Raw genomic sequence first — 22,928 nt, forward strand, 5'->3', positions numbered from 1 at the left:
TTTAGAAGGGGCGCTTATGGTGCCCCTTTTTGTATATTGAGCATACTTATGAGCGAAGCATACATTCCACTTCAAATTATAGACTTGCATGAAGACGGGTTTCATCCGTTATTAAATATTAAACTGTTCGATAAGAACTTTAAAGTGGTGTTAGACACAGGTGCTTCACGTACCGCCTTTGATCGACAGTTACTTTTAGAAGCCAACTCCTTAGCCGATATTATTGCCAGCGAGCGCCTCTCCACGGGGTTGGGCACCAACAGTATGGAGTCGGCAACAGCGCTAATTAAACAATTACAGATAGGGACATTTATAATCCCCGAGATTGAAGTAGCGGTACTTGACCTTTCCACCATTAACGTAGCCTACCGCGAGCTGGGTCACCCCGAAGTACTGGGTGTTATCGGCAGCGACATTTTAATGAGATACAATGCTGTAATTGATTTTGGACAGCAGGTGTTGATATTGAAATAATGCCGGACTTTTACCAGCGTCATTACGAGCGATAGCGTGGCAATCCTTACATGCACGGCGACGGAAGTTATTTCTTCGGCGTCATTGCGAGCAACAGCGCGGCAATCATCGACATGCATGTTAAGCTACCTTTCTATCGAAGATTGCTTCGTTCCTTGCAATGACGCGTGGGGTTGAAACAGAACTTAAACGTCATTGCAAGCGATAGCGTGGCAATGATCGACCTGCATGGCGAATTACCTATTCCTTAAGGATTGCTTCGTTCCTCGCAATGACGCGGTAGATCTTGTAAGAGCTGGCAACATGCCTCTTCTCAGAAATTCAACTTTTATTTAGCAAAGCAAATTCCTGTCACTAAATTGCTGCATGGTATTCGGAAAAGGTGGATGCGTTTACATCATTACAAACAAGGAGCACTCAGTCCTGTACACAGGTGTCACATCCGACTTGAGAGCCAGGGTCTGGCAGCATCAAAATCACCAGCATCCCAGTAGCTTCTCCGCAAAGTATAACTGTAATAAATTAGTTTACTACTATAGCTATGCTCATATTGAAGACGCCATAGCGGCTGAAAAGAGTATTAAAGCCGGTAACAGGAACCGTAAGATTACTCTTGTAAATTCGATTAATCCGGAATGGAGAGATTTATCGATAGAGCTATTATCGGAGTAGTCGCCGAATACAGATATCAGCGTCGTTACGAGCGATAGCGTGGCAATCCTCTAGATTTATGGCGGACTACCTATCCCTCCAGGATTGCTTCGTTCCTCGCAATGACGCGGTGGCCCTACAAAAAAGCCCCGCCAAATCGGCAGGGCTTACTATTTCTAAGGATAACTATTATATATCTATCCTCGCGTATTTGGCATTCTTTTCTATAAACTCGCGGCGTGGCGCAACTTCATCACCCATCAGCATACTAAAGGTGTGATCGCACTCGGCAGCATTATCAATGCTTACTTGGCGCAGGGTACGGTTAGCAGGGTTCATGGTAGTGTCCCATAGTTGCTCTGCGTTCATCTCACCCAAACCTTTATAACGCTGCACGTGTACGCTGTCTTCCTTACCGGCACCTTTAAGTCGCTGTATAGCTTTATCGCGTTGCTCATCGTTCCAGCAGTACTCAAACTCCTTACCTTTTTTTACCTGGTAAAGTGGTGGCGACGCGATGTATATGTAACCATACTCTATCAGCTCCTTCATGTACCGGAAGAAGAAGGTAAGGATCAGCGTGGTAATGTGCGATCCGTCCACGTCAGCATCCGTCATTACAATTATCTTGTGGTAACGCAGCTTGGTAAGGTTAAGCGCCTTGGCATCTTCAGGGGTACCAATGCTCACACCCAAACCGGTGAACATGTTCTTTATTTCCTCGTTCTCGTAGATCTTGTGCTCCATGGCCTTTTCTACGTTCAGGATCTTACCACGCAGCGGCAGTATCGCCTGGAACTCGCGGTTACGGCCCTGCTTTGCAGTACCACCCGCCGAGTCACCTTCCACAAGGTATAGCTCGCATAACGCAGGGTCGTTATTAGCACAGTCAGACAGTTTACCCGGCAGCCCAGATCCTGTCATCACGCTCTTGCGCTGCACCATTTCGCGGGCTTTGCGTGCAGCAGCACGGGCTGTAGCAGCCAGTATTACCTTCTGCACAATCATCTTCGCCTCGCGCGGGTTCTCTTCCAGGTAATTACCTAAAATCTCGCCTACAGCTACGTTTACGGCACCACTTACCTCGCTGTTACCCAGCTTGGTTTTGGTCTGCCCTTCAAACTGTGGCTCCTGCACTTTTACCGATATAACAGCGGTAAGGCCCTCGCGGAAGTCGTCACCGGTAATATCAATCTTAACGTTTTTTAGCAGGCCTTCTTTGTCGGCATAAGCTTTAAGCGTACGGGTCAATCCCATCCTGAAGCCGGCTACGTGTGTACCGCCTTCTATGGTGTTAATGTTATTTACGTACGAGTGAACGTTCTCGGTATAAGTATCATTGTACTGCAAGGCAAGTTCTACCGGGATACCGTTTTTAATACCTTCCAGGTAAATTGGCTCCGGTATTATAGCTACACGGGTACCATCCAGGTATTTAACAAACTCTTTAAGGCCGCCTTCAGAAAAGAACACTTCCGTATCAAAAGTGCCGTCGTCATTAGGATTGCGCTCGTCTGTAAGTGTTAGTTTGATGCCCTTGTTAAGGAAAGCAAGCTCGCGCAAACGGGTAGCGAGCGTTTCAAACTTATACTCTGTAGTAGTGGTGAATATCTCCGCATCCGGCTGGAAGGTTTGAATAGTACCTGTTTTTTCAGATACGCCAATTTCCTTAACCGGGAACAAAGGCTTTCCGCGTTCGTACTCCTGGGTAAATATCTTTCCTTCGCGGTGAACAACGGTTTTTACGTGAACAGACAGCGCGTTAACGCAACTTACACCCACACCGTGCAAACCGCCTGATACCTTGTAAGTATCCTTATCAAATTTACCACCGGCGTGCAGCACCGTCATTACTATCTCTAGTGCCGACCGGCCTTCCTTGGTATTAATACCTGTAGGGATACCGCGGCCATTATCTGAAACTGTTATGGAATTGCCTTTGTGAATAGTAACATCAATCGTGTCGCAATAACCGGCAAGCGCCTCATCTATCGAGTTATCTACCACCTCATAAACCAGGTGGTGAAGCCCTTTTACGCCTGTATCGCCAATGTACATGGACGGGCGCTTGCGCACCGCCTCTAAACCTTCTAAAACCTGTATATTATCGGCTGAATAATTTGATCTGTCCTGATTTTCTTCGCTCATAGTTCAATTAAAAAATACCTGTCCCTGCAGGTGGGATTTTTATATACAAAAATACGATTTTAACGCCACATATCCATCATAATGAGCGCCATTGTGGATAAATATGACCCTTGTGGAACATCTTAATTTAGGGTTAGGAAACTTGCCCCGAAAGCTTATCTTTGTCAAAATTTTTTAGAAAATATTACAAATGAAGATCAACGCGCCAATTGTTAAAACTGCTGTTTTGGCATTAGCTGTTGCAGCCGGAATTACCGCTTGCAACCAGAATAAACCTGCCGATAAACCAGCTGCTGCTGCCGGTACCACTACTGCTGCATCTGCCACTCCCGAGATCGTGTTCGTAAACCAGGATTCGCTTGTTTCTCAGTACGAGTACATTAAGGATATGGACAAACGCCTGGACAGTAAAGGTAAAGCCGCGCAAAGCGATGTGGCTTCACGCCAGCAGGCTATACAGCGCGAGATTGCCGATTATCAGCGCAGCGCAGCTACCATGAGCGCAGACCAGCGTGCAGCTACCGAGCAGCGTTTACAGCGTAAAGGCCAGGAATTTCAGCAATACCAGCAAAATGCCGGTGCGCAGGTACAAAACGACCAGGTGACTGAGCAAACCAAACTTTACGAAAAATTGGTTGATTTCACCAAAACCTACGCTAAAGAAAAAGGCTACAAAATGGTACTTACCTTTAAAAAAGGCGACCCTACAATGCTTTATGGCGATGCTAGCCTTGACGTTACTGCTGATGTAATTAAACGTTTGAACGAAGCTTACACCAAAGACAAGAAATAAACACCTGCCTGGTGATGTGCTGGGCGTGTACAAGAAATAAATAGAAATGAAAACCCCGGCCCATGGTTGGGGTTTTTTAATGGAACAACATTTATGAAGCACAAAGATTTTATGCAGATGGCCATTGAGCTGTCGGAGTATAACGTAAGGCAGGGACTAGGCGGCCCGTTTGGAGCGGTAATAGTTAAGGACGGCATGGTAGTGGCACGCAGCGCTAACAAAGTAGTGCCGACTAACGACCCTACCGCCCATGCAGAAGTCTCGGCAATACGCATGGCCTGTACCGAACTAGGCACCTTTAGCCTGGAGGGTTGCGAGATATACACCAGTTGCGAGCCCTGCCCGATGTGCCTGGGTGCCATCTATTGGGCACGCATCAGCAAAGTATATTATGCCAACACCAAGGCAGACGCAGCCGCTATTGGCTTTGACGATCACTTTATTTATGATGAGCTGGAACTACCGATGGAGAAACGCAAAATGCCATTTGAACAACTTTTGCGAGATGAGGCACAACAAGCTTTTAAGCACTGGCAGCAGTCGGAAAATAAGGCCGAGTACTAGTTTGGAACAGTGTTTTTAATAACAACTAAAAACCCGTTTATAAAAATGTGTTTTTTGCAGATTCTTGCTCACCGACCAAGCTTTTTCGGTCCTGATCGGTGCAGTTTTTAAAGGATATCTTAGTTGATCAGAGATTTGATCAGCTCTTCAAGATCACTTAGGAAAAGCATGTTTGGACCATCGCTCAGAGCATGGTCCGGGTCGGGATGAGTCTCTATAAAATAGCCGCTTGCACCAAAGGCACGTGCAGCATGGGCCATAGCCGGAACGAACTTACGGTCGCCCCCTGTCTTGCCGTTTGCACCTCCTGGACGCTGTACTGAATGGGTACAATCCATACAAACCGGGTAACCGAACCCACTCATATCCTGTATGTTGCGGAAGTCTACCACCAGGTTGTTGTACCCAAATGAGTTGCCCCTTTCAGTTAAAATGATCTGCTCGTTACCGGCTTCCTTTACCTTTTGGGCCGGGTAAAACATATCTTGTCCTGAAAGGAACTGCGCTTTCTTTACATTCACCACCTTACCGGTCTCCGCGGCAGCCACCAACAGGTCTGTTTGGCGGCACAAGAAAGCCGGAATCTGCAGTATATCAACTATTTCTGCCGCAACTGCAGCCTGAAATGGCTCGTGAATATCGGTAGTAACATCCAGCCCAAACTTCTCTTTTACGTTGTTCAGCATCTCCATACCCTTGCCTATTCCCGGCCCACGATAAGAATGTATGCTGGTACGATTAGCTTTATCGAATGAAGACTTAAATGCCAATGTAACAGGGTACTTAGCTTTTATTTCGGCAACTTTCTCAGCCACGGTGTAAAGCAGTTCCTGGTTTTCCATTACACAAGGGCCAACAATAAAAAAGGGCTTAGTGGTAATATCGTTATATAATGCCATGTTCTTGTATCTTTTTACGTGCAAGTTCCAGATCCTCAGGAGTATCTATGCCCTTTTCGAAACCTGAAACCTCAATCATTTTTATTTTATAGCCATTCTCTATGGCCCTTAATTGTTCTAATTTCTCAAACCCCTCTAAAAAAGACACGGGTAGCTGCACAAAGGTCTTTAAAAACACTGATTTATAAGCGTATACACCCATGTGCTTTTTATAGCCTGCCGCATTTTCCAGTATCTTGTCTCTTGAGTATGGCACCGGGTGGCGGGAAAAGTAAACAGCGAAGCCATTTACATCCGTTATTACCTTTACCAGGTTGGGGTTGTGCAGCTCATCAATGGTTTCTACCGGGGCACATACACTGGCCATGACAGCATTATTATCCTGCATAGCTGCTATCAGCCGATCTATTATACCTGCATCAAAAAAAGGTTCATCACCCTGTACATTAATGATGACATCTGCTGATACATGTTCCGCCACTTCAGCTATACGATCTGTCCCACTTGGATGATCTTCTCGCGTCATCAACACATTGGGAGTAAATTGCTTACATAAATCAAAAACAACTTCGCTGTCAGCTGCTATCCAAACTTCCTGATGCAATTTTGACTTCAGGCAAGATTCATAAACACGCTGAATCACCGGTTTTCCGCCAAGGTCAAGCATTACCTTGTTGGGTAACCTGGTTGATTTTAATCGTGCGGGTATAACTATATTTGCCTTCATCCCGCTTGTAATTGATTGAATATCTGGTAAACACCACTTACATGTCCTAAGGCGTTCTGTACCAACAGCGTAGTTATCTTCCGGTTCAACATTAGCTCTTCAGCATCATATATGGGCATATCTTCACTTACCATTATGGGTGCAGGGCTCATTATGATTGATAATGGCTGTTGCTGGAGGTCGGGATATTTGATCAATCCCCTCCGGAGATCGCCGTCGGTGATAACTCCTTTTACATCTTCTGCGTCGCCCACTATCACCATGCCTAGCTTACCTTCCGACATACGGATAAGCAATTGCGTAAAAGTAGCCTCAGGTTGTATAAACGGCAGATTATCAGTACGCATCAGGTCTTTAACCTTCACCAGCAGCTTACGACCCAAACGGCCTCCCGGGTGAAAACGTGCAAAATCATCAGGACTAAATCCTCTTTCTGTCATCAAAGCTACGGCCAGTGCATCGCCCATAACTAATGTTGCGGTTGTTGATGAGGTTGGCGCCAGTTCTAGCGGACAAGCCTCCTGCTTTATAGCAACGTTTAGATGGAACGTTGCGTTTTTGGCAAGTGTAGACTCCGGATTACCTGTAATTGCCACCGACTGATTTTTGTGCCACTTCAAAAATGGCATCAGCTTTAACAGCTCTTCGGTTTCACCAGAATAAGATATAATCAGCACCACATCATGTTCGCCTATCATCCCCAGATCGCCATGGAAAGCTTCGGCAGGGTGCATAAAAAAGCTTTGAGTACCCGTACTGGTGAGCGTAGCAGATATTTTTCGGGCTATGTGGCCAGATTTACCCATACCGCAAACCACAACTTTACCCTTGCAAGCCATAATAGCATCAACTGCTTGCTGAAACTGCTCGTCTATCAGGGTAGCGACGTGTTGAAGCGACTCTATCTCAATATTAAAAACTTTATGGGCTATACTATTCATATATGCGGAGCCGCTGTTTTATAGTGTGCAAAAGTACGTAAAAGGTTGATTAATGCTTTGCTACAATCGGGCATCTACCAAAGTACGGTCAAGGAATGCCTTAGTGTCGTAAATAACGCTGCTCTTGCTTTTAATTATATCCTGTAGGTGAAGTGTTGCAAATTCTTTATGAGCTACCGCCAGTATTATTGCGTCATAGCGGCTGTCAATAGTTTTTATCAGATCCAGGCCGTACTCATTCTTCACCTTATCATTATCGGCCCAAGGATCATAAACATCTACGTTAACGCCGAATTCTGTAAGCGAAGTACATATGTCAACCACCTTACTATTACGCACATCGGAACAGTTTTCCTTGAAGGTGATACCAAGTACAAGCGCCTTGGCTTTACTGATATCGTGCCCCTTGGCCACGAGCAACTTTACCACTTTACCGGCTACAAACTCGCCCATAACGTCGTTCACGCGACGGCCACTTAAAATCACCTGGGGTTGATAGCCGAGTGATTCTGCCTTGTGTGCCAGGTAATATGGGTCTACCCCTATGCAATGGCCGCCTACTAAGCCCGGTTTATATTTCAGGAAGTTCCATTTGGTACCGGCGGCTTCTAAAACATCATTGGTGTCTATACCCATCCGGTCAAAAATCAAGGCTAATTCGTTTACAAAAGAAATGTTAACATCGCGCTGGGCATTTTCAATTGCTTTTGACGCTTCAGCTACGCGGATGCTGGGTGCCTTGTAAGTACCGGCCTCTATTATCGATGCATAAAGATCGTCCACCCGTTGTGCTACTTCAGGTGTCGATCCGCTGGTTACTTTTCTAATTTTTGTAACTGTATTCACCTTATCACCGGGGTTGATACGCTCAGGAGAATATCCTGCAAAAAAGCCTTGATTTAGCTTCAGACCCGATACTTTCTCGAGTACAGGTACACAGTCCTCTTCGGTACATCCAGGATAAACAGTCGACTCATAAATAACCAGGTCGCCTTGTTTTAAAACTTTCCCAAGCATTTCCGAAGCTGCCAATAGCGGTCCAAGATCAGGAGCCTTAAACTGGTCTATCGGCGTAGGTACGGTAACTATGTAGGTATTACGCGACTTAAGGTCTTCTGTGTTGCTGGAAATTTGAAGTGAACGGTTCTCAATTGCAGCACGCAACTCATCAGCATCAGCTTCCTGGGTACGATCGTTAGCAATCTTAAGCTCGTCTACGCGTTGCTGATTAATATCGAACCCTAAAACGTTATATTTTTTAGCGAAAGCTATTGCAAGCGGAAGGCCTACATAGCCCAAACCGATAATAGCTATATTAAATGGAGTGTTTGGATAGGTGTTGTTCATGAACAAGTAACACATGCCGCTACTACGCGCAGCTGTACACTGCAAAAATAGCTATAATAGTTGGTTAAGGTGCTGACACAACAGTGTCACTTCACTCATCTGTAGCGCCATCTTCCTTTTCATCAAAAAAAGTGTCTTTCAATTCGTCTGTTTCGCGACGGTCGCGTTTGGTTGGCCTACCCGTGCCCCGATCTCGTTTTAAAACAGGTGAGTGAAACATTGATTTAAAAGCAGGCGTGTGTTCTACAGGTGTTTGATCCTCATAAAAACCTACTGCTGTTTTGGCGTCCACGCGATTTTCCAGCAAACCTGTAACCTTTATAACCCTGCGATCAGGCCCTTTAGACACCTGGTAAACTTCGTTTAAGCGCACCTCGTGGGAAGGTTTTATGTTTTGGCTATTCAGCTTCACCCGGCCTGCTTTGCAGGCTTCTGAAGCCATAGTACGTGTTTTAAAAACGCGTATTGCCCACAGGTATTTATCTATTCTTAACTTTTCTTTTTCAGCCATGGCAGCATAGTGCGTATTAGTAAACGCAAATTAATTTATTAAAACCCTTATTAACTAATTTCGCTTATTAATATTGCACTTGATTTCTGAAAAACATGGATCCTGAAGAAAACGAACAATATAACGAGGACAAAGATTATGTGGAGCTCTACTCCAAAAATGCGATAAGGGGCTTTTCTCTTTTCTTCTCACCAATATTCGGCGGGGTGCTACTGTCTCTTAACTTATGGCGGGCAGGTTTTAAACAGGCGGTAATTGGTGTTATGGCCTTCTGCGTGGGGTGGATGTTAGTGTCTTCCTTAATTCTAACTCAGATTGGCGGTAAAAGCAATTCGATCTCGGTAGTTCTCAACCTTATAGGCGGATTTATCCTAAGCGACTATTTTTTCCGGAAGTATTTTCCTGAAGAAGACTACTACCCCCGCAGTATATGGAAGCCTTTGATCGTGTCGCTGCTTATTGTGGTACCAATTGTGTGGTTCACGTTAAAATATGCCGGCCCGGAGGCGCTGGGCTTACAATAGACATTGTGGGGAGGTTGAGCTTACGGCTTAAAATCTCCTTAAAAATCACTTAATTTGACAAATTTTATTTAGCACTGATGATAAACCTGAAAAAACTTATCGAAGACGCCTGGGACGACAGGAACCTTTTGAATTTTAACGAATATACAAATGCGATTGAAACTGTTATTGACCGCCTGGATAAGGGTGAGATAAGGGTTTCAGAACAAATTGGCACCCGCTGGCACACCAACGACTGGATAAAGAAAGCTGTTATCTTGTACTTTCCTACCCGCCAGATGCAGGAAGAAAAGGTTGGTCCGTTTGTGTTTTACGATAAGATGAAGCTTAAAACCAACTACAAAGAGCTGGGTGTACGCGTAGTACCGCACGGTATTGCACGATATGGCGCTTACCTTGCAAAAGGTGTTATTATGATGCCATCTTATGTAAACATTGGCGCTTATGTAGATGAGGGCACTATGGTTGATACCTGGGCTACAGTTGGCTCATGTGCGCAAATAGGCAAGCATGTTCACCTGAGTGGCGGTGTTGGTATTGGCGGCGTTTTAGAGCCCGTACAAGCTTCTCCTGTTATCATAGAAGACAATTGCTTCCTTGGTTCACGCGCGATTGTTGTAGAAGGTGTTCACGTGGAATCTGAAGCGGTATTAGGTGCCAATGTTGTACTTACCGCATCAACAAAAATAATTGACGTTACCGGTTCTACTCCGGTAGAGTATAAAGGCCGTGTACCTGCGCGTTCTGTAGTTATTCCGGGTTCATACGCTAAGAAGTTTGCAGCTGGTGAATACCAGGTTCCTTGTGCACTTATTATTGGAAAACGTAAAGAATCTACTGATAAGAAGACATCTCTTAACGATGCATTAAGAGAGAACAACGTGGCTGTTTAGTATATTGTTGTGCTGGGTTATAAACGCCGCGTCCGGCGTTCATAACCCGGCATTATAGTAACTTAAAACCAAATGAAGATAGGATATGATGCCAAACGTGCTTTTCTCAACAACACGGGCCTCGGCAACTACAGCCGCTGGCTTATAAAAACTACGGCAGAACATTATCCAGACAACTCTTACCTTCTTTACACACCAAAGCTTAAACATAATAAGTGGCGGGATTTCTTCCATGCTTTCGCAAATATCAAAGTAATCACACCTGCGAGTAAGTTTCTTACAGCTTTATGGCGCAGTAAAGGCGTTGTAACAGATCTGAAAAACGATGGTGTGCACATTTACCACGGCTTAAGTTATGAACTGCCATCCGGTATTCAGACCACCGGAATAAGAACAGTAGTGAGCATACACGACCTGATATTCCTGCGCTTTCCTCAATATTATAACGCTATTGACCGCTGGATATACACGGCTAAAACAAAAAAGGCCTGTGATACTGCGCACCGCATAATAGCAATAAGCGACCGTACCAAACAAGACCTGGTGCAACTACTTGGCGCGGATCCGGATAAAATAGAGGTGATATACCAGGGTTGCTCGCCCGAGTTTGGCATGCCTATACCTACCGACAGACTTGAGGCTGTCAGAGCCAAATACAGCCTGCCAGATGAATTTTTACTCACAGTAGGCACCATAGAAGAGCGCAAGAACTTAATGCTTCTCGCCAAAGCTTTAACGCATCTTAAAAGCAGTGTACCACTAGTGGTTGTTGGTAAAGCCACCAAATATTTGGATGAAGTAAAAGCTTACCTCACCCAAAAGGAATTATTGGACAAAGTAACGTTCCTCCACAACGTACCTTTTGAAGACCTTACAGCTATTTATAAGTTGGCCAGCTTGTTTATATATCCATCGCGGTATGAAGGTTTTGGCATACCCATACTGGAGGCGCTAACATCCTGCTTACCTGTAATTGCTTCAACAGGTTCTTGCCTGGAAGAAGCGGGTGGCCCCGTGAGCCGTTACGTGCACCCGGATGATGATAAAGAACTTGCCACACAAATTGAGCTGGTATTAACAAACACAGAATTGCGTGATCACATGATAAAAGCGGGGCATATTTATGCCGAACGGTTTAAAGACGCTACCTTAGCTGCGCAATTAATGGACATTTATAAGCAGCTTATCCAATATGCTTAAAGACGAAGTAAACAAAGCGTTGAAAGTTATACAGGATGGAGGTATTATCCTTTATCCTACTGACACTATTTGGGGTGTAGGTTGCGATGCAACTAACAGTGAAGCTGTTAAAAAGATATATGCTCTAAAGCAGCGTGCTGAAAGCAAAAGCATGATCATTTTGGTGGATGTAGACAACAAATTGCAAAATTACATCACCGAAGTACCTGAAATTGCCTATCAATTGATAGAGTTTGCAGAGAACCCGCTGACGTTAGTGATGCCCGGAGCTAAAAACGTTGCCCCCGAGCTCATTGCAGAAGACGGCAGCATAGGTGTAAGGGTTACCAATAACCAATTTTGCCAGCAGTTAATACAACGCTTGCGCAAACCTATTGTATCTACATCGGCCAATATCAGCGGGCAGCCATCCCCCGAATACTTTGATAAAGTCGATCAGGCCATAATTGATGGTGTTGATTATGTGGTGGATATAGATCAGCACAGCCACGAAAAACGCAAGCCATCTACCATAATGCGTTTGGCACCAAACGGCAGTTTCGAATTTATTCGCCGTTAAATTTTATATATTTCTAAATTTGTCATTTCAGTAAAGCCGCAATGTGGCTTTTTTCGCATGAAACAACACCTGCAGCACCCGGTATTTTCTGTTATATCTAAACTGGCAACAGAGCTGGATGTGCATGCTTATGCAATTGGTGGCTATGTTCGTGATATTTTTCTGAAACGTCCATCTAAAGATATCGACATTGTAGTGCTGGGTAACGGGATAGATTTCGCCGAGGCTGTAGCTGCTAAGTTAGGTATCAAAGTATCCGTGTTTAAAAACTTTGGTACTGCTATGTTGCGTTACCAGGATGTAGAAGTAGAGTTTGTAGGTGCCCGGAAGGAAAGTTACCGATCTGAATCACGCAAGCCGATAGTGGAGAACGGCACACTAGAAGATGACCAGAAACGCCGTGATTTTACCATCAATGCATTGGCTATTGCGTTGAACAGTGAAAATTATGGCGAGTTACTTGACCCGTTTGGCGGTACTGAAGACATGCAGAACAAGCTCATTCGCACTCCGCTGAATCCTGTAGAAACGTTCTCTGATGATCCTCTAAGAATGATGCGTGCTATTCGGTTTGCTGCCCAGCTTAACTTTAAGATAGATGATAACGCACTCGCAGCTATAAAGGCCAATCTCAGCCGCATCAAAATTGTATCTCAGGAGCGCATTACGGATGAGCTGAACAAAATTATACTGTCGCCTAAGCCTTCAACAGGGTTCAATTACCTTTTCGACACAGGATTGCTGCACATCATCTTTCCGCAGATGGTTGCCTTACATGGCGTAGAGATCATTAACGGTAAAGGACACAAGGACAACTTTTATCATACCTTACAAGTACTGGACAACATCTGTGAGACTACCGATGACCTTTGGTTGCGCTGGGCTGCTATTTTACATGATATTGCCAAGCCCGCCACCAAAAGGTTTGAACCGGCTCACGGTTGGACGTTCCACGGGCATGAGGATAAAGGTGCACGTATGGTACCCAAGATTTTTGCGCAGCTTAAACTTCCATTAAATGAAAAGATGAAGTTTGTTCAAAAGCTGGTGCAGCTACATTTGAGGCCGATAGTATTGTCGCAGTCCATTGTTACTGATTCGGCAGTAAGACGGCTACTGTTTGAGGCAGGTGACGACATTGAAGCACTCATGCTGTTGTGTAAAGCAGACGTGACTACTAAAAATGAGTACAAGGTTAAAAAGTATCGTAACAATTTTGAGCTTGTTCAACAAAAACTTAAAGATGTTGAAGAACGCGATAACATCAGAAATTGGCAGCCCCCAGTTACAGGAACCGATATTATGCTGATTTTTGGCATTAAAGAAGGGCGTGAAGTAGGTATTATCAAGAACAAGATACGGGAAGCCATACTTGAAGGCGAAATACCTAACGACAGGGAGGCTGCAATTGCTTACACAATAGAAAAAGGCCTAGAAATTGGCTTGAAAGTTGCGGCAAGCACAAATTAAAATTCAAAACATTATTATTTTTGACAAAATCTACTAAAAATGGCATTATATAGGTTTAGGGTTACTTTTGAGGACTATGATGACGTAAGCCGCGACATCGATGTGAAATCGAATCAAACGTTCGAGGATCTTCATCGCGCTATACATCAGAGTACCGGCTACAATCCTGAATTTCCATCTTCTTTTTATATCAGTAACGACCAGTGGATGAAGGGTGAAGAGATCACCTATCTGCCTAACCAAAAACGGATAGATAGAAAAATACCGTTAATGGAGAAAATAAGGCTGAGCAGTTACATCGACGATCCGCACCAGAAATTCTATTATACATTCAACTTTGACAAGCCATTTGACTTTCATGTAGAGTTAATGAAGATAATTTTGGATGAAACACCTGGTGCAACTTATCCACTCGTAGTACGCTCAGTTGGAGAAGCACCGAAACAATTCGGTAATGTATTTAATCCAACTGTTGTATCGTCAGCTGATGAGGATTTTGATTTCTTAAACGAGATGCAGTACAACCCAGAGGATACGGAAGACTTTTCTGAAGTAACTGACACGGACGAGGTTAGCGGTGTACCGGCTGCGCGGGTAGTTGATGATGAGGAAACAGAAGAAGAAGACGAATTTGGCTTTGGCGATGACGAGGGCTTCGAAGATGACGAAAAGCAGGGTCGCGAGGATGATTATTAATTTGGCTTAATATATTGAATGATGAATTATGTATGCTGAGCTCCGGCATATAAATTCATTTTGCATTGGTGTTCATTATTGAAAATATCCTATGGACACTTTTAATAAAAAGACTCTTATAGTAGTAGCCGGGCCAACTGCTTCCGGCAAAACAGCAGCGGCGATAGACATTGCCAGGCACTTTGATACTGTTGTGGTATCTGCTGACTCCAGACAGTTTTTTAGAGAAATGTCCATTGGGACGGCTAAACCAACACCATTAGAGCTAGCCGCGGCCCCTCATTACTTTATTAACTCCCACTCCATTACAGAAAGCTTTTCTGTTGGCGACTTTGAACGGGACTGCATTGCGCTTTTGGACGAACTTTTTAAAAAGCACGATGTAGTAATTCTTGCCGGTGGTTCGGGATTATATATAAAAGCTGTTTGTGAAGGTTTTGATGATTTACCTACCGCTAGCACAGAGCTGCGGGTAAAGCTCAATAACAGTTTAGAAGAGAATGGCATTAAGGCTTTACAAGCAAGATTGAAGGAAGTCGATCCTGTATATTATGCGGAAGTAGACCTTGACAACCCAAGGCGGCTTATACGAGCACTGGAAGTATACGAGACCTCCGGACAACCATTCTCATCATTTCATAAAGCCCATCTGAATAAAAGGCCGTTCAACATCATAAAGCTCGGATTAGAGATGCCACGGGACGTGTTGTATAATCGCATCAATTTAAGGGTTGATCAAATGTTTCAAGATGGACTGTTGGCAGAAGCACGAGCACTTCTACCGTATCGTAACCTTAATGCCTTAAATACTGTAGGTTATACCGAGCTGTTTAAGTACTTTGATGGCAAGATTTCATTGCACGATGCAATATCCCTTATAAAACAAAATACCAGGCGATTTGCTAAAAGGCAAATGACCTGGTTTCGTAAGGATAAAAACATTATATGGGTAAATGCTACCACAGCTAAGCTCCTCGAAGCTATAGCGGGCAAAATGACCCTTTGATATTGTTACTGATCCAGCAAGCTTTGCAGATAAGCGCCGTAACCACTTTTTATGTATTTCTGAACCAAAACCTTAAGCTGATCGTCATCTATAAAGCCCATTAAATAAGCAACTTCCTCTATGCAACCAATTTTTTTAGCCTGACGCTTTTCTATCACTCGTACAAATTCGGTAGCGTCACTAAGAGAATCAAATGTTCCGGTGTCCAGCCATGCAGTACCACGATCCATTACCCCCACCTTTAGGTTGCCTTGCTCCAGGTAAACCCGGTTAACGTCTGTTATCTCGTACTCGCCACGTGGAGATGGTTGTATATTTTTTGCTATCTCTACCACGGTATTATCATAAAAATACAACCCAGGTACAGCGAATTTAGATTTTGGCTTTAAAGGCTTTTCTTCGATAGATACCGCTTTAAAATCCTCATTAAACTCAACCACACCATAACGTTCCGGATCGGCCACTGGGTAAGCGAATATTGCAGCACCCTCAACATCGTTAAAGCTTTGTATCAGCCTGCTAAAACCAGACCCATAAAATATGTTATCACCTAAAACCAAGGCGACTTTATCATTGCCGATGAAATCTGCCCCTATGACAAAGGCCTGAGCCAACCCATTTGGCTTTTCCTGAATGGCATATTCAAAGCGGCAGCCAAGTTCCTCACCTGTCCCCAAAAGACGTTTAAAGCCTGGATTATCCTCCGCAGTGGTAATAATTAGTACTTCGCTTATTCCCGCCAGCATCAAAACCGAAAGCGGATAATAAATCATGGGCTTATCATATATTGGCATCAGTTGCTTACTGATTGCCTTTGTTATTGGATATAGCCTTGTGCCAGATCCTCCTGCTAGTATTATACCTTTCATTGTCGTCGGTTTAGTTCTGTTGATTGATCTTGCTTAAACAAGTTTTCAGGCTCTCTCTCCAATATGGTATTTGTAAGCCAAATGTAGTTTTGATCTTCGTCTTATCCATTACTGAGTAGGCTGGCCTCACTGCAGGTGTAGGATATTCGCTTGTAGGTATAGGGATAACCCTGGTGCTAATGTCTGAAAGGTCGAATATTGCTTTTGTAAAATCGTACCAGGATGCTATGCCCTCATTACTGTAATGGTAAATACCGTATGCTGTGCTACCAGACGTAATTATACTGATAATGCATTCGGCTAAATCAATAGCATAGGTTGGTGTACCTGCCTGATCTGCAATAACCTTTAATTCATTGCGAGTTGATGCGAGCTTTAGCATGGTTTTTACAAAATTATTAGCGAACTCTGAATACAGCCAGGCGGTGCGTATAATAAAGTATTTGTCGGTAGCTTCAATAACCGCCCTCTCACCATCAAGCTTGGTTTGTCCATACACGCTTATTGGTGATGCTTCGTCCTCCTCTTTTAGCGGACTGGCCTTATCTCCTTTAAAAACAAAATCAGTAGATACCTGGATAAGCGTAACGTTAAATTTACTACATAAATCGGCGATATTCTTAGCTCCTTCAACATTTACCTTTGTAGCAAGTTCAACATCTGTTTCAGCTTTGTCCACAGCGGTATAAGCCGCGCAGTTAATTGCATAAACAGGTCTGTGAAATTGAAAGAGCCTTTCCAATCCTTCTACGTCAAGTATATTCCCTTCCGTTTCATCGGGGAAAATAAAAATGTCGAGGTTCATTTCGGCTGATATTCTTTTGAAACACTGGCCAAGTTGACCGGACGCTCCAAATACTATAGTGTTGCTCATGCAGGTGATGTAAATACTAAATGTGTTTTGGCAGGTATTTGTTTAGGTTGTTTATCGTTCAACATGCTTTTTTTGGAAGTCCTCGTAAGCTAGCTTAATTCCATCTTCTAATTCCGTAGAATAACTCCAACCTTTATCGGCCAGTTTGCTAACATCCATTAATTTACGCGGAGTACCATCCGGCTTTGAAGTATCAAAATCAATGCTTCCCTCAAAGCCAACTACCTTTTTAACTAAATTAGCCAGGTCCTTTATAGATATCTCCTTACCGCTGCCAATGTTTACAAGACCGGGTTCGTCATAGTTCTGCATAAGGTAATAACAGGCATCAGCCAAGTCATCAGCAAACAAAAACTCTCTTAATGGCGAACCTGTACCCCAAATAGTAACGTTCGGCAGCCCCTGTTCTTTAGCTTCATGGAAGCGTCGTATCATTGCCGGCAAAACATGTGAATTCTGCGGATGATAATTATCGTTATAGCCGTAAAGGTTTGTTGGCATTACCGATATGAAATTACAGCCATACTGGTCGCGGTAAGCATCGCAGGTTTTTATACCGGCAATTTTAGCTATTGCGTAAGGTTCATTTGTTGGTTCCAGCGGTCCTGTTAGCAAATAATCCTCTTTTAATGGCTGAGGTGCAAGCTTTGGATAGATACAGCTAGATCCCAAAAACATAAGCTTTGTAACGCCATTGAGATAAGCGTTGTGTATTACGTTATTTTGTATTTGTAAGTTCTCATACAAGAAATCTGCGCGGTAAGTATTGTTAGCAACAATACCACCCACTTTAGCTGCTGCCAAAAAAACGTAATCAGGCTTTTCTTTTGAGAAAAAATCAGTGACCTGCTGCTGATCACGAAGGTCTAATTCCGCCGATGTACGTACGATTAAATTTGAAAATCCCTCTTGTTCAAGCTTACGGAGAATGGCAGAACCCACCATTCCGCGATGTCCGGCAATGTAAATTTTAGCGTCTTTTTTCATGTAGGGGTAAATGTTATTTTATTTATTAAAACTGTTAAGAAGTTATCACGATTTGATCTCTTGATGATCAATAAACTACGCCTGTCCTACCGGTCCACCAAAATTCATCGGAAAACCCGCTGGTGGCAAATCGTTGCCAACTTTAATACGACCGTTAGCCGCTTCAAATTTTTCTATATTTTCTTCAAGCGCAGCCAGCAACCGTTTTGCATGTTCTGGCGTTAAAATCACCCTTGACTTTACTTTCGCCTTCGGCACACCAGGCATCACTCTTATGAAGTCTAACACAAACTCAGATGTGGAGTGTGTGATAATGGCAAGATTAGCGTAAACACCTTCGGCAACTTCTTCCGAAAGTTCAATGTTCAACTGATTTTCAATCTGTTCTTCCATAGTGTAAAAATAGTAAAGCCTCCCGTTTTCACAGAAGGCTTTACAAAATTATTAAAAAAGATGAGCTTACGCTTCTACTTCTTCAGATTTAGACGCCATCAGACGATCAAATTCTTCCTGAGATCCTACGCGAATGTTTTCGTATTCGCGTAAACCGGTACCTGAAGGAATTAAGTGACCAACAATAACGTTCTCTTTAAGACCAAGCATATTGTCTTTCTTACCTGCTATAGCCGCTTCGTTAAGGACCTTAGTAGTTTCCTGGAACGATGCCGCAGAGATGAACGACTTGGTACCTAATGATGCTCTGGTTATACCTTGCAGCATTGGGCTTGAAGTTGCAGGGATTGCGTCCCTTACTTCTACCAGCTTCATATCACGACGTTTTAGCACAGAGTTCTCATCGCGCAGTTTGCGTAATGAAATGATTTGACCAGCTTTAAGTGTAGTAGAGTCCCCTGGTTCAACAACAACTTTCTTGTCGTATATCTCGTCGTTCTCCATCATGAAGTCCCAGCTATCAACAGCTTCCCTTTCAAGGAAACGGGTGTCGCCGGCATCTTCAATTGCCACTTTCTGCATCATCTGGTGAACAATTACCTCAAAATGCTTATCGTTTATCTTTACACCCTGTAAACGGTAAACCTCTTGTATACCGTTTACCAGGTACTCCTGTACTGCAGCAGGACCTTTAATTGCAAGGATGTCTGCCGGAGAGATAGAACCATCTGACAACGGCATACCTGCTTTAACAAAGTCGTTGTCTTGTACAAGGATGTGTTTAGACAATGGTACAAGGTATTTTTTCACCTGTCCGTCTTTACTTTCAATGGTGATCTCGCGGTTACCACGTTTTACGCCACCTAAAGTTACCACACCATCAATCTCGGTAACAACAGCCGGGTTAGACGGGTTACGTGCTTCGAATAACTCGGTTACACGTGGAAGACCACCTGTAATATCTCGCGTTTTACCAGTTGAACGAGGTATTTTAGCAATAACCTGACCGGTTTGTAGCTTCTCACCTTCTTCAACAGAGATGTGGGCACCTACCGGGATATTGTATCCTTTAATGATATTACCTTTATTGTCAGCTATCTGGATAACAGGGTTTTTGGTTTTATCCCTTGTATCAATGATAACTTTCTCACGGTGACCTGTCTGCTCGTCACTTTCTTCGCGGAAGGTAATACCTTCTAATACTGCTTCAAAAGTAGCTTTACCTGCAAACTCTGATATGATCACCGCGTTATACGGATCCCATGAACAGATACGGTCACCTTTAGTGATAGTGCTGCCATCTTTTACATACAGGTATGAACCGTATGGAATGTTGTTGGTAACAATAACCTTATTGGTGCCTGGTTCGATGATACGGAACTCGCCTGAACGACCCAATACCACTTCAACCTGTCCATCTTCTGTAGTTTCGAAAGGTACAGTACGTACGTTTTCGAATTCGATAACGCCATCATATTTCGCGCTTATCTGTGATTCAGCAGCGATGTTTGATGCGGTACCACCCACGTGGAATGTACGAAGTGTTAACTGTGTACCCGGCTCACCAATAGACTGTGCAGCAATTACACCCACTGCCTCACCCATCTGCACGCGTTTACCACTTGCAAGGTTACGGCCGTAGCATAATGTACATACACCACGTTTGCTTTCGCAGGTGAGCACCGAGCGTATTTCAACACCTTCCAAAGGCGAATTTTCTATCTTCTTAGCTATTTCTTCAGTAATGTCCTCACCGGCAGATACCAACAGTTCGTTAGTGATAGGGTCATGAACATCATGAAGGGTTGTACGGCCCAAAATACGATCGTATAATGGCTCTACTATATCCTCATTATCTTTCAAGGCAGTAGTGTAGATACCACGCAGGGTACCGCAATCTGTCTCTCCAACAATCATATCCTGTGCAACGTCATGTAAACGACGTGTCAAGTAACCAGCATCCGCTGTCTTCAATGCCGTATCCGCAAGACCTTTACGGGCACCGTGGGTAGAGATGAAGTACTCGAGTACTGATAGTCCTTCCTTAAAGTTAGATAAAATCGGGTTTTCGATGATCTCGCCACCTGAACCCGATTTTTGAGGTTTGGCCATCAAACCACGCATACCTGCAAGCTGACGGATTTGCTCTTTTGAACCACGTGCACCAGAGTCTAGCATCATGTAAACAGAGTTAAAGCCCTGGTTATCGTTGCTCAGGATGTCCATTACATTCGCGGTCAAACGGTTGTTGATACGAGTCCAGATATCGATGATTTGATTGTAACGTTCGTTGTTGGTGATGAAACCCATGTTATAGTTGTTCATCACTTCCTCAACCTCTTTAGACGCCTGCTCAATCAGTTTAACTTTTTGCTCAGGAATATTAATGTCTTTAAGGTTGAACGATAAACCACCACGGAATGCCATCTGGAAACCTAATTCTTTGATATCATCAAGGAACTGGGCAGCACGTGCCATCCCGGTTGTTTTTACCACTTCACCAATGATATCACGAAGTGACTTTTTGGTAAGCAGTTCGTTTATATAACCAACTTCTTCAGGTACGTGCTGGTTAAACAGTACGCGACCCACAGTAGTGTCTATAATCTTTGTTACGATGCTGCCATCGCGTTCTTTAACTCTGCCTTTTACTTTTATAAAAGCGTGCAGGTCAATTTTCTTCTCGTTGTAAGCAATAATTACTTCTTCCGCAGAGTAGAAAGTTAATCCCTGGCCTTTAACAACACGTGTTTCGTCAGTTTTACGGCCTTTGGTTATGTAGTACAAACCAAGCACCATGTCCTGAGATGGTACTGTAATAGGCGTACCATTAGCAGGGTTCAAGATGTTGTGCGACGCAAGCATCAATACCTGGGCTTCTAAAATTGCTGCATTACCAAGCGGTACGTGAACAGCCATCTGGTCACCGTCAAAGTCGGCGTTGAATGCGGTACAAGTTAATGGGTGCAACTGTATAGCTTTACCTTCTACCAACTTAGGTTGGAAAGCCTGGATACCCAAACGGTGCAACGTAGGCGCACGGTTTAGTAATACAGGATGGCCTTTAAGTACGTTCTCCAATATATCCCAAACCAACGGGTCCTTGCGGTCAACTATTTTCTTTGCAGATTTTACAGTTTTAACAACACCACGCTCTATCATCTTGCGAATGATAAATGGTTTGAATAGTTCGGCAGCCATATCTTTCGGCAAGCCGCACTCGTGCAATTTCAAGTTAGGGCCTACAACAATTACCGAACGCGCAGAGTAGTCAACACGTTTACCCAGTAAGTTCTGACGGAAACGGCCTTGCTTACCTTTCAGAATGTCTGAAAGTGATTTTAATGCGCGGTTACCTTCAGTTTTCACTGCGTTCACCTTACGTGAGTTATCGAACAACGAATCTACAGCTTCCTGCAGCATACGTTTTTCGTTACGTAAGATTACTTCTGGTGCCTTAATCTCGATCAAACGTTTTAAACGGTTGTTACGGATAATTACACGACGGTAAAGGTCGTTCAAATCGGAGGTAGCAAAACGTCCACCTTCAAGTGGTACCAACGGACGCAACTCAGGCGGGATAACAGGAACGATCTTAACAATCATCCACTCAGGGTTATTCTCAATCCTGGTTCTTGCATCACGGAAAGCCTCAACAACCTGTAAGCGCTTTAAAGCTTCGTTCTTACGTTGCTGTGAAGTTTCATTAGCAGCCTGGTGACGCAGGTTATATGATAACTGGTCAAGGTCAAGCCGTTTCAGAAGATCTTCTAAAGCCTCAGCACCCATCTTAGCTACAAACTTCTGCGGGTCTTTATCGTCTAAGTATTGGTTTTCCTTTGGTAAGGTATCCAATATATCAAGGTATTCTTCTTCAGTCAGAAAATCCATTTTAGAGATCCCGTCAGCTTCTTTAATACCTGGTTGTATAACTACATATCTTTCGTAGTAAATAATTAGGTCCAGCCTTTTTGTAGGTAAGCCCAGCAGATAACCTATTTTATTAGGTAACGAGCGGAAATACCATATGTGCGCAACAGGTACCACCAAATTGATGTGGCCCATACGCTCACGGCGTACTTTCTTTTCGGTTACTTCAACACCGCAGCGGTCGCAAACGATACCTTTGTAACGGATGCGTTTATATTTACCGCAATGGCACTCGTAATCCTTCACCGGACCAAAAATACGCTCGCAAAACAAACCATCACGTTCAGGCTTGTAAGTACGGTAGTTAATAGTCTCGGGTTTTAAAACCTCACCGCTCGAACGCTCCAGGATAGACTCCGGAGAGGCTAAGCTGATGGTAATGGTGGTGAAGTTACTCTTGATCTTATTATCCTTTTTGTAAGACATAGTCTCCTTAATTTTAATTGTTGAATTAGCGATTTAGCGAATTAGT

The 22,928-nt window shown here is 43.7% G+C and carries 22 protein-coding genes; 11 read left to right on the forward strand and 11 right to left on the reverse strand.

Going from position 1 to position 22,928, the window contains the following annotated elements; genetic code table 11:
- Positions 1-48: 48 nt before the first annotated feature.
- Both DYU05_RS16935 and DYU05_RS16940 read left to right on the forward strand, forming a co-directional pair.
- Positions 49-474: an aspartyl protease family protein gene (locus DYU05_RS16935; RefSeq protein WP_117384324.1), complete on the forward strand. Its 426-nt coding sequence runs from the start codon at positions 49-51 to the stop codon at positions 472-474.
- 366 nt (positions 475-840) lie between these two features.
- The gene (locus DYU05_RS16940) at positions 841-1,146 is read left to right on the forward strand and encodes a GIY-YIG nuclease family protein (protein WP_117384325.1); all 306 of its coding nucleotides are present in this window, start codon (positions 841-843) and stop codon (positions 1,144-1,146) included.
- A gap of 168 nt (positions 1,147-1,314) precedes the next feature.
- Here the strand turns inward: DYU05_RS16940 and gyrB are convergent, their stop codons facing one another.
- Positions 1,315-3,273, reverse strand: a complete 1,959-nt coding sequence (gyrB, locus tag DYU05_RS16945) for a DNA topoisomerase (ATP-hydrolyzing) subunit B (protein WP_117384326.1) — start codon at positions 3,271-3,273, stop codon at positions 1,315-1,317.
- A gap of 190 nt (positions 3,274-3,463) precedes the next feature.
- Between gyrB and DYU05_RS16950 the strand changes: the two genes are divergently transcribed.
- A complete protein-coding gene (locus DYU05_RS16950) occupies positions 3,464-4,066 on the forward strand; it encodes an OmpH family outer membrane protein (RefSeq protein WP_117384327.1) in 603 nt (200 codons plus the stop codon).
- A 93-nt stretch (positions 4,067-4,159) separates the two neighbouring features.
- A complete protein-coding gene (locus DYU05_RS16955; protein WP_117384328.1) occupies positions 4,160-4,630 on the forward strand; it encodes a nucleoside deaminase in 471 nt (156 codons plus the stop codon).
- Between the two features lie 119 nt (positions 4,631-4,749).
- On the opposite strand, the gene kdsA is transcribed toward DYU05_RS16955, so the two are convergent.
- From kdsA to DYU05_RS16980, 5 genes are all read right to left on the reverse strand, one after another.
- The gene (kdsA, locus tag DYU05_RS16960) at positions 4,750-5,529 is read right to left on the reverse strand and encodes a 3-deoxy-8-phosphooctulonate synthase (RefSeq protein WP_117384329.1); all 780 of its coding nucleotides are present in this window, start codon (positions 5,527-5,529) and stop codon (positions 4,750-4,752) included.
- Positions 5,516-6,256 (reverse strand): 3-deoxy-manno-octulosonate cytidylyltransferase, encoded by a 741-nt coding sequence (kdsB, locus tag DYU05_RS16965; protein WP_117384330.1) that lies wholly within the window; start codon positions 6,254-6,256, stop codon positions 5,516-5,518. Before kdsB ends, kdsA begins: the two co-directional genes overlap by 14 nt.
- Positions 6,253-7,197 (reverse strand): KpsF/GutQ family sugar-phosphate isomerase, encoded by a 945-nt coding sequence (locus DYU05_RS16970; protein ID WP_117384331.1) that lies wholly within the window; start codon positions 7,195-7,197, stop codon positions 6,253-6,255. Before DYU05_RS16970 ends, kdsB begins: the two co-directional genes overlap by 4 nt.
- 60 nt (positions 7,198-7,257) lie before the next feature.
- Positions 7,258-8,544, reverse strand: a complete 1,287-nt coding sequence (locus DYU05_RS16975) for a nucleotide sugar dehydrogenase (protein WP_117384409.1) — start codon at positions 8,542-8,544, stop codon at positions 7,258-7,260.
- A 91-nt stretch (positions 8,545-8,635) separates the two neighbouring features.
- Positions 8,636-9,055, reverse strand: a complete 420-nt coding sequence (locus tag DYU05_RS16980) for an RNA-binding S4 domain-containing protein (RefSeq protein ID WP_117384332.1) — start codon at positions 9,053-9,055, stop codon at positions 8,636-8,638.
- Positions 9,056-9,150: 95 nt separating this feature from the next.
- Here DYU05_RS16980 and DYU05_RS16985 point away from each other — a divergent pair, with 95 nt between their 5' ends.
- The 7 genes from DYU05_RS16985 to miaA all read left to right on the forward strand — a co-directional run bounded on the left by DYU05_RS16985 (position 9,151) and on the right by miaA (position 15,403).
- Positions 9,151-9,579, forward strand: a complete 429-nt coding sequence (locus tag DYU05_RS16985) for a hypothetical protein (RefSeq protein ID WP_117384333.1) — start codon at positions 9,151-9,153, stop codon at positions 9,577-9,579.
- Positions 9,580-9,656: 77 nt separating this feature from the next.
- Positions 9,657-10,472, forward strand: coding sequence for a 2,3,4,5-tetrahydropyridine-2,6-dicarboxylate N-succinyltransferase (locus tag DYU05_RS16990; RefSeq protein WP_117384334.1), 816 nt, complete (start codon positions 9,657-9,659; stop codon positions 10,470-10,472).
- Positions 10,473-10,544: 72 nt separating this feature from the next.
- Positions 10,545-11,672 (forward strand): glycosyltransferase family 4 protein, encoded by a 1,128-nt coding sequence (locus DYU05_RS16995; RefSeq protein WP_117384335.1) that lies wholly within the window; start codon positions 10,545-10,547, stop codon positions 11,670-11,672.
- Entirely contained in the window at positions 11,665-12,231 is a 567-nt protein-coding gene (locus tag DYU05_RS17000; protein WP_117384336.1) for an L-threonylcarbamoyladenylate synthase, read from the forward strand. Before DYU05_RS16995 ends, DYU05_RS17000 begins: the two co-directional genes overlap by 8 nt.
- Positions 12,232-12,288: 57 nt before the next feature.
- Positions 12,289-13,701 (forward strand): CCA tRNA nucleotidyltransferase, encoded by a 1,413-nt coding sequence (locus tag DYU05_RS17005; protein WP_117384337.1) that lies wholly within the window; start codon positions 12,289-12,291, stop codon positions 13,699-13,701.
- A 39-nt stretch (positions 13,702-13,740) separates the two neighbouring features.
- Positions 13,741-14,397 carry an IS1096 element passenger TnpR family protein gene (locus tag DYU05_RS17010; protein WP_117384338.1) on the forward strand — a complete coding sequence of 219 codons (657 nt, stop codon included), beginning with the start codon at positions 13,741-13,743 and terminating at the stop codon, positions 14,395-14,397.
- Positions 14,398-14,488: 91 nt separating this feature from the next.
- On the forward strand, positions 14,489-15,403 hold the full coding sequence (miaA, locus tag DYU05_RS17015) for a tRNA (adenosine(37)-N6)-dimethylallyltransferase MiaA (RefSeq protein WP_117384339.1): 915 nt from the start codon (positions 14,489-14,491) through the stop codon (positions 15,401-15,403).
- Positions 15,404-15,408: 5 nt separating this feature from the next.
- Here miaA and rfbA read toward each other — a convergent pair whose 3' ends face one another.
- The 5 genes from rfbA to rpoC all read right to left on the reverse strand — a co-directional run bounded on the left by rfbA (position 15,409) and on the right by rpoC (position 22,882).
- Positions 15,409-16,272, reverse strand: a complete 864-nt coding sequence (gene rfbA / locus DYU05_RS17020; protein ID WP_117384340.1) for a glucose-1-phosphate thymidylyltransferase RfbA — start codon at positions 16,270-16,272, stop codon at positions 15,409-15,411.
- A gap of 10 nt (positions 16,273-16,282) precedes the next feature.
- The gene (gene rfbD, locus DYU05_RS17025) at positions 16,283-17,146 is read right to left on the reverse strand and encodes a dTDP-4-dehydrorhamnose reductase (RefSeq protein WP_117384341.1); all 864 of its coding nucleotides are present in this window, start codon (positions 17,144-17,146) and stop codon (positions 16,283-16,285) included.
- Positions 17,147-17,197: 51 nt separating this feature from the next.
- Positions 17,198-18,133, reverse strand: a complete 936-nt coding sequence (fcl, locus tag DYU05_RS17030) for a GDP-L-fucose synthase (RefSeq protein WP_117384342.1) — start codon at positions 18,131-18,133, stop codon at positions 17,198-17,200.
- 75 nt (positions 18,134-18,208) lie between these two features.
- Positions 18,209-18,526: a DUF3467 domain-containing protein gene (locus tag DYU05_RS17035; RefSeq protein WP_117384343.1), complete on the reverse strand. Its 318-nt coding sequence runs from the start codon at positions 18,524-18,526 to the stop codon at positions 18,209-18,211.
- A gap of 66 nt (positions 18,527-18,592) precedes the next feature.
- Positions 18,593-22,882 carry a DNA-directed RNA polymerase subunit beta' gene (gene rpoC, locus DYU05_RS17040; protein WP_117384344.1) on the reverse strand — a complete coding sequence of 1,430 codons (4,290 nt, stop codon included), beginning with the start codon at positions 22,880-22,882 and terminating at the stop codon, positions 18,593-18,595.
- Between the last annotated feature and the right edge of the window lie 46 nt (positions 22,883-22,928).

The sequence above is a fragment of the Mucilaginibacter terrenus genome, assembly GCF_003432065.1.
GTDB lineage: Bacteria > Bacteroidota > Bacteroidia > Sphingobacteriales > Sphingobacteriaceae > Mucilaginibacter > Mucilaginibacter terrenus.

What these genes read in the sequence shown, in the direction of transcription:
- DYU05_RS16980 (WP_117384332.1), bottom strand. Translation starts at nt 9,055, where the DNA reads ATGGCTGAAAAAGAAAAGTTAAGAATAGATAAATACCTGTGGGCAATA.
- DYU05_RS16950 (WP_117384327.1), top strand. Translation starts at nt 3,464, where the DNA reads ATGAAGATCAACGCGCCAATTGTTAAAACTGCTGTTTTGGCATTAGCT.
- kdsB (WP_117384330.1), bottom strand. Translation starts at nt 6,256, where the DNA reads ATGAAGGCAAATATAGTTATACCCGCACGATTAAAATCAACCAGGTTA.
- DYU05_RS17000 (WP_117384336.1), top strand. Translation starts at nt 11,665, where the DNA reads ATGCTTAAAGACGAAGTAAACAAAGCGTTGAAAGTTATACAGGATGGA.
- DYU05_RS17035 (WP_117384343.1), bottom strand. Translation starts at nt 18,526, where the DNA reads ATGGAAGAACAGATTGAAAATCAGTTGAACATTGAACTTTCGGAAGAA.
- DYU05_RS16970 (WP_117384331.1), bottom strand. Translation starts at nt 7,197, where the DNA reads ATGAATAGTATAGCCCATAAAGTTTTTAATATTGAGATAGAGTCGCTT.
- DYU05_RS16990 (WP_117384334.1), top strand. Translation starts at nt 9,657, where the DNA reads ATGATAAACCTGAAAAAACTTATCGAAGACGCCTGGGACGACAGGAAC.
- DYU05_RS16975 (WP_117384409.1), bottom strand. Translation starts at nt 8,544, where the DNA reads ATGAACAACACCTATCCAAACACTCCATTTAATATAGCTATTATCGGT.
- DYU05_RS16995 (WP_117384335.1), top strand. Translation starts at nt 10,545, where the DNA reads ATGAAGATAGGATATGATGCCAAACGTGCTTTTCTCAACAACACGGGC.
- rfbD (WP_117384341.1), bottom strand. Translation starts at nt 17,146, where the DNA reads ATGAGCAACACTATAGTATTTGGAGCGTCCGGTCAACTTGGCCAGTGT.
- DYU05_RS16935 (WP_117384324.1), top strand. Translation starts at nt 49, where the DNA reads ATGAGCGAAGCATACATTCCACTTCAAATTATAGACTTGCATGAAGAC.
- DYU05_RS17010 (WP_117384338.1), top strand. Translation starts at nt 13,741, where the DNA reads ATGGCATTATATAGGTTTAGGGTTACTTTTGAGGACTATGATGACGTA.
- kdsA (WP_117384329.1), bottom strand. Translation starts at nt 5,529, where the DNA reads ATGGCATTATATAACGATATTACCACTAAGCCCTTTTTTATTGTTGGC.
- fcl (WP_117384342.1), bottom strand. Translation starts at nt 18,133, where the DNA reads ATGAAAAAAGACGCTAAAATTTACATTGCCGGACATCGCGGAATGGTG.
- rfbA (WP_117384340.1), bottom strand. Translation starts at nt 16,272, where the DNA reads ATGAAAGGTATAATACTAGCAGGAGGATCTGGCACAAGGCTATATCCA.
- DYU05_RS16940 (WP_117384325.1), top strand. Translation starts at nt 841, where the DNA reads ATGGTATTCGGAAAAGGTGGATGCGTTTACATCATTACAAACAAGGAG.
- DYU05_RS16985 (WP_117384333.1), top strand. Translation starts at nt 9,151, where the DNA reads ATGGATCCTGAAGAAAACGAACAATATAACGAGGACAAAGATTATGTG.
- DYU05_RS17005 (WP_117384337.1), top strand. Translation starts at nt 12,289, where the DNA reads ATGAAACAACACCTGCAGCACCCGGTATTTTCTGTTATATCTAAACTG.
- DYU05_RS16955 (WP_117384328.1), top strand. Translation starts at nt 4,160, where the DNA reads ATGAAGCACAAAGATTTTATGCAGATGGCCATTGAGCTGTCGGAGTAT.
- rpoC (WP_117384344.1), bottom strand. Translation starts at nt 22,882, where the DNA reads ATGTCTTACAAAAAGGATAATAAGATCAAGAGTAACTTCACCACCATT.
- gyrB (WP_117384326.1), bottom strand. Translation starts at nt 3,273, where the DNA reads ATGAGCGAAGAAAATCAGGACAGATCAAATTATTCAGCCGATAATATA.
- miaA (WP_117384339.1), top strand. Translation starts at nt 14,489, where the DNA reads ATGGACACTTTTAATAAAAAGACTCTTATAGTAGTAGCCGGGCCAACT.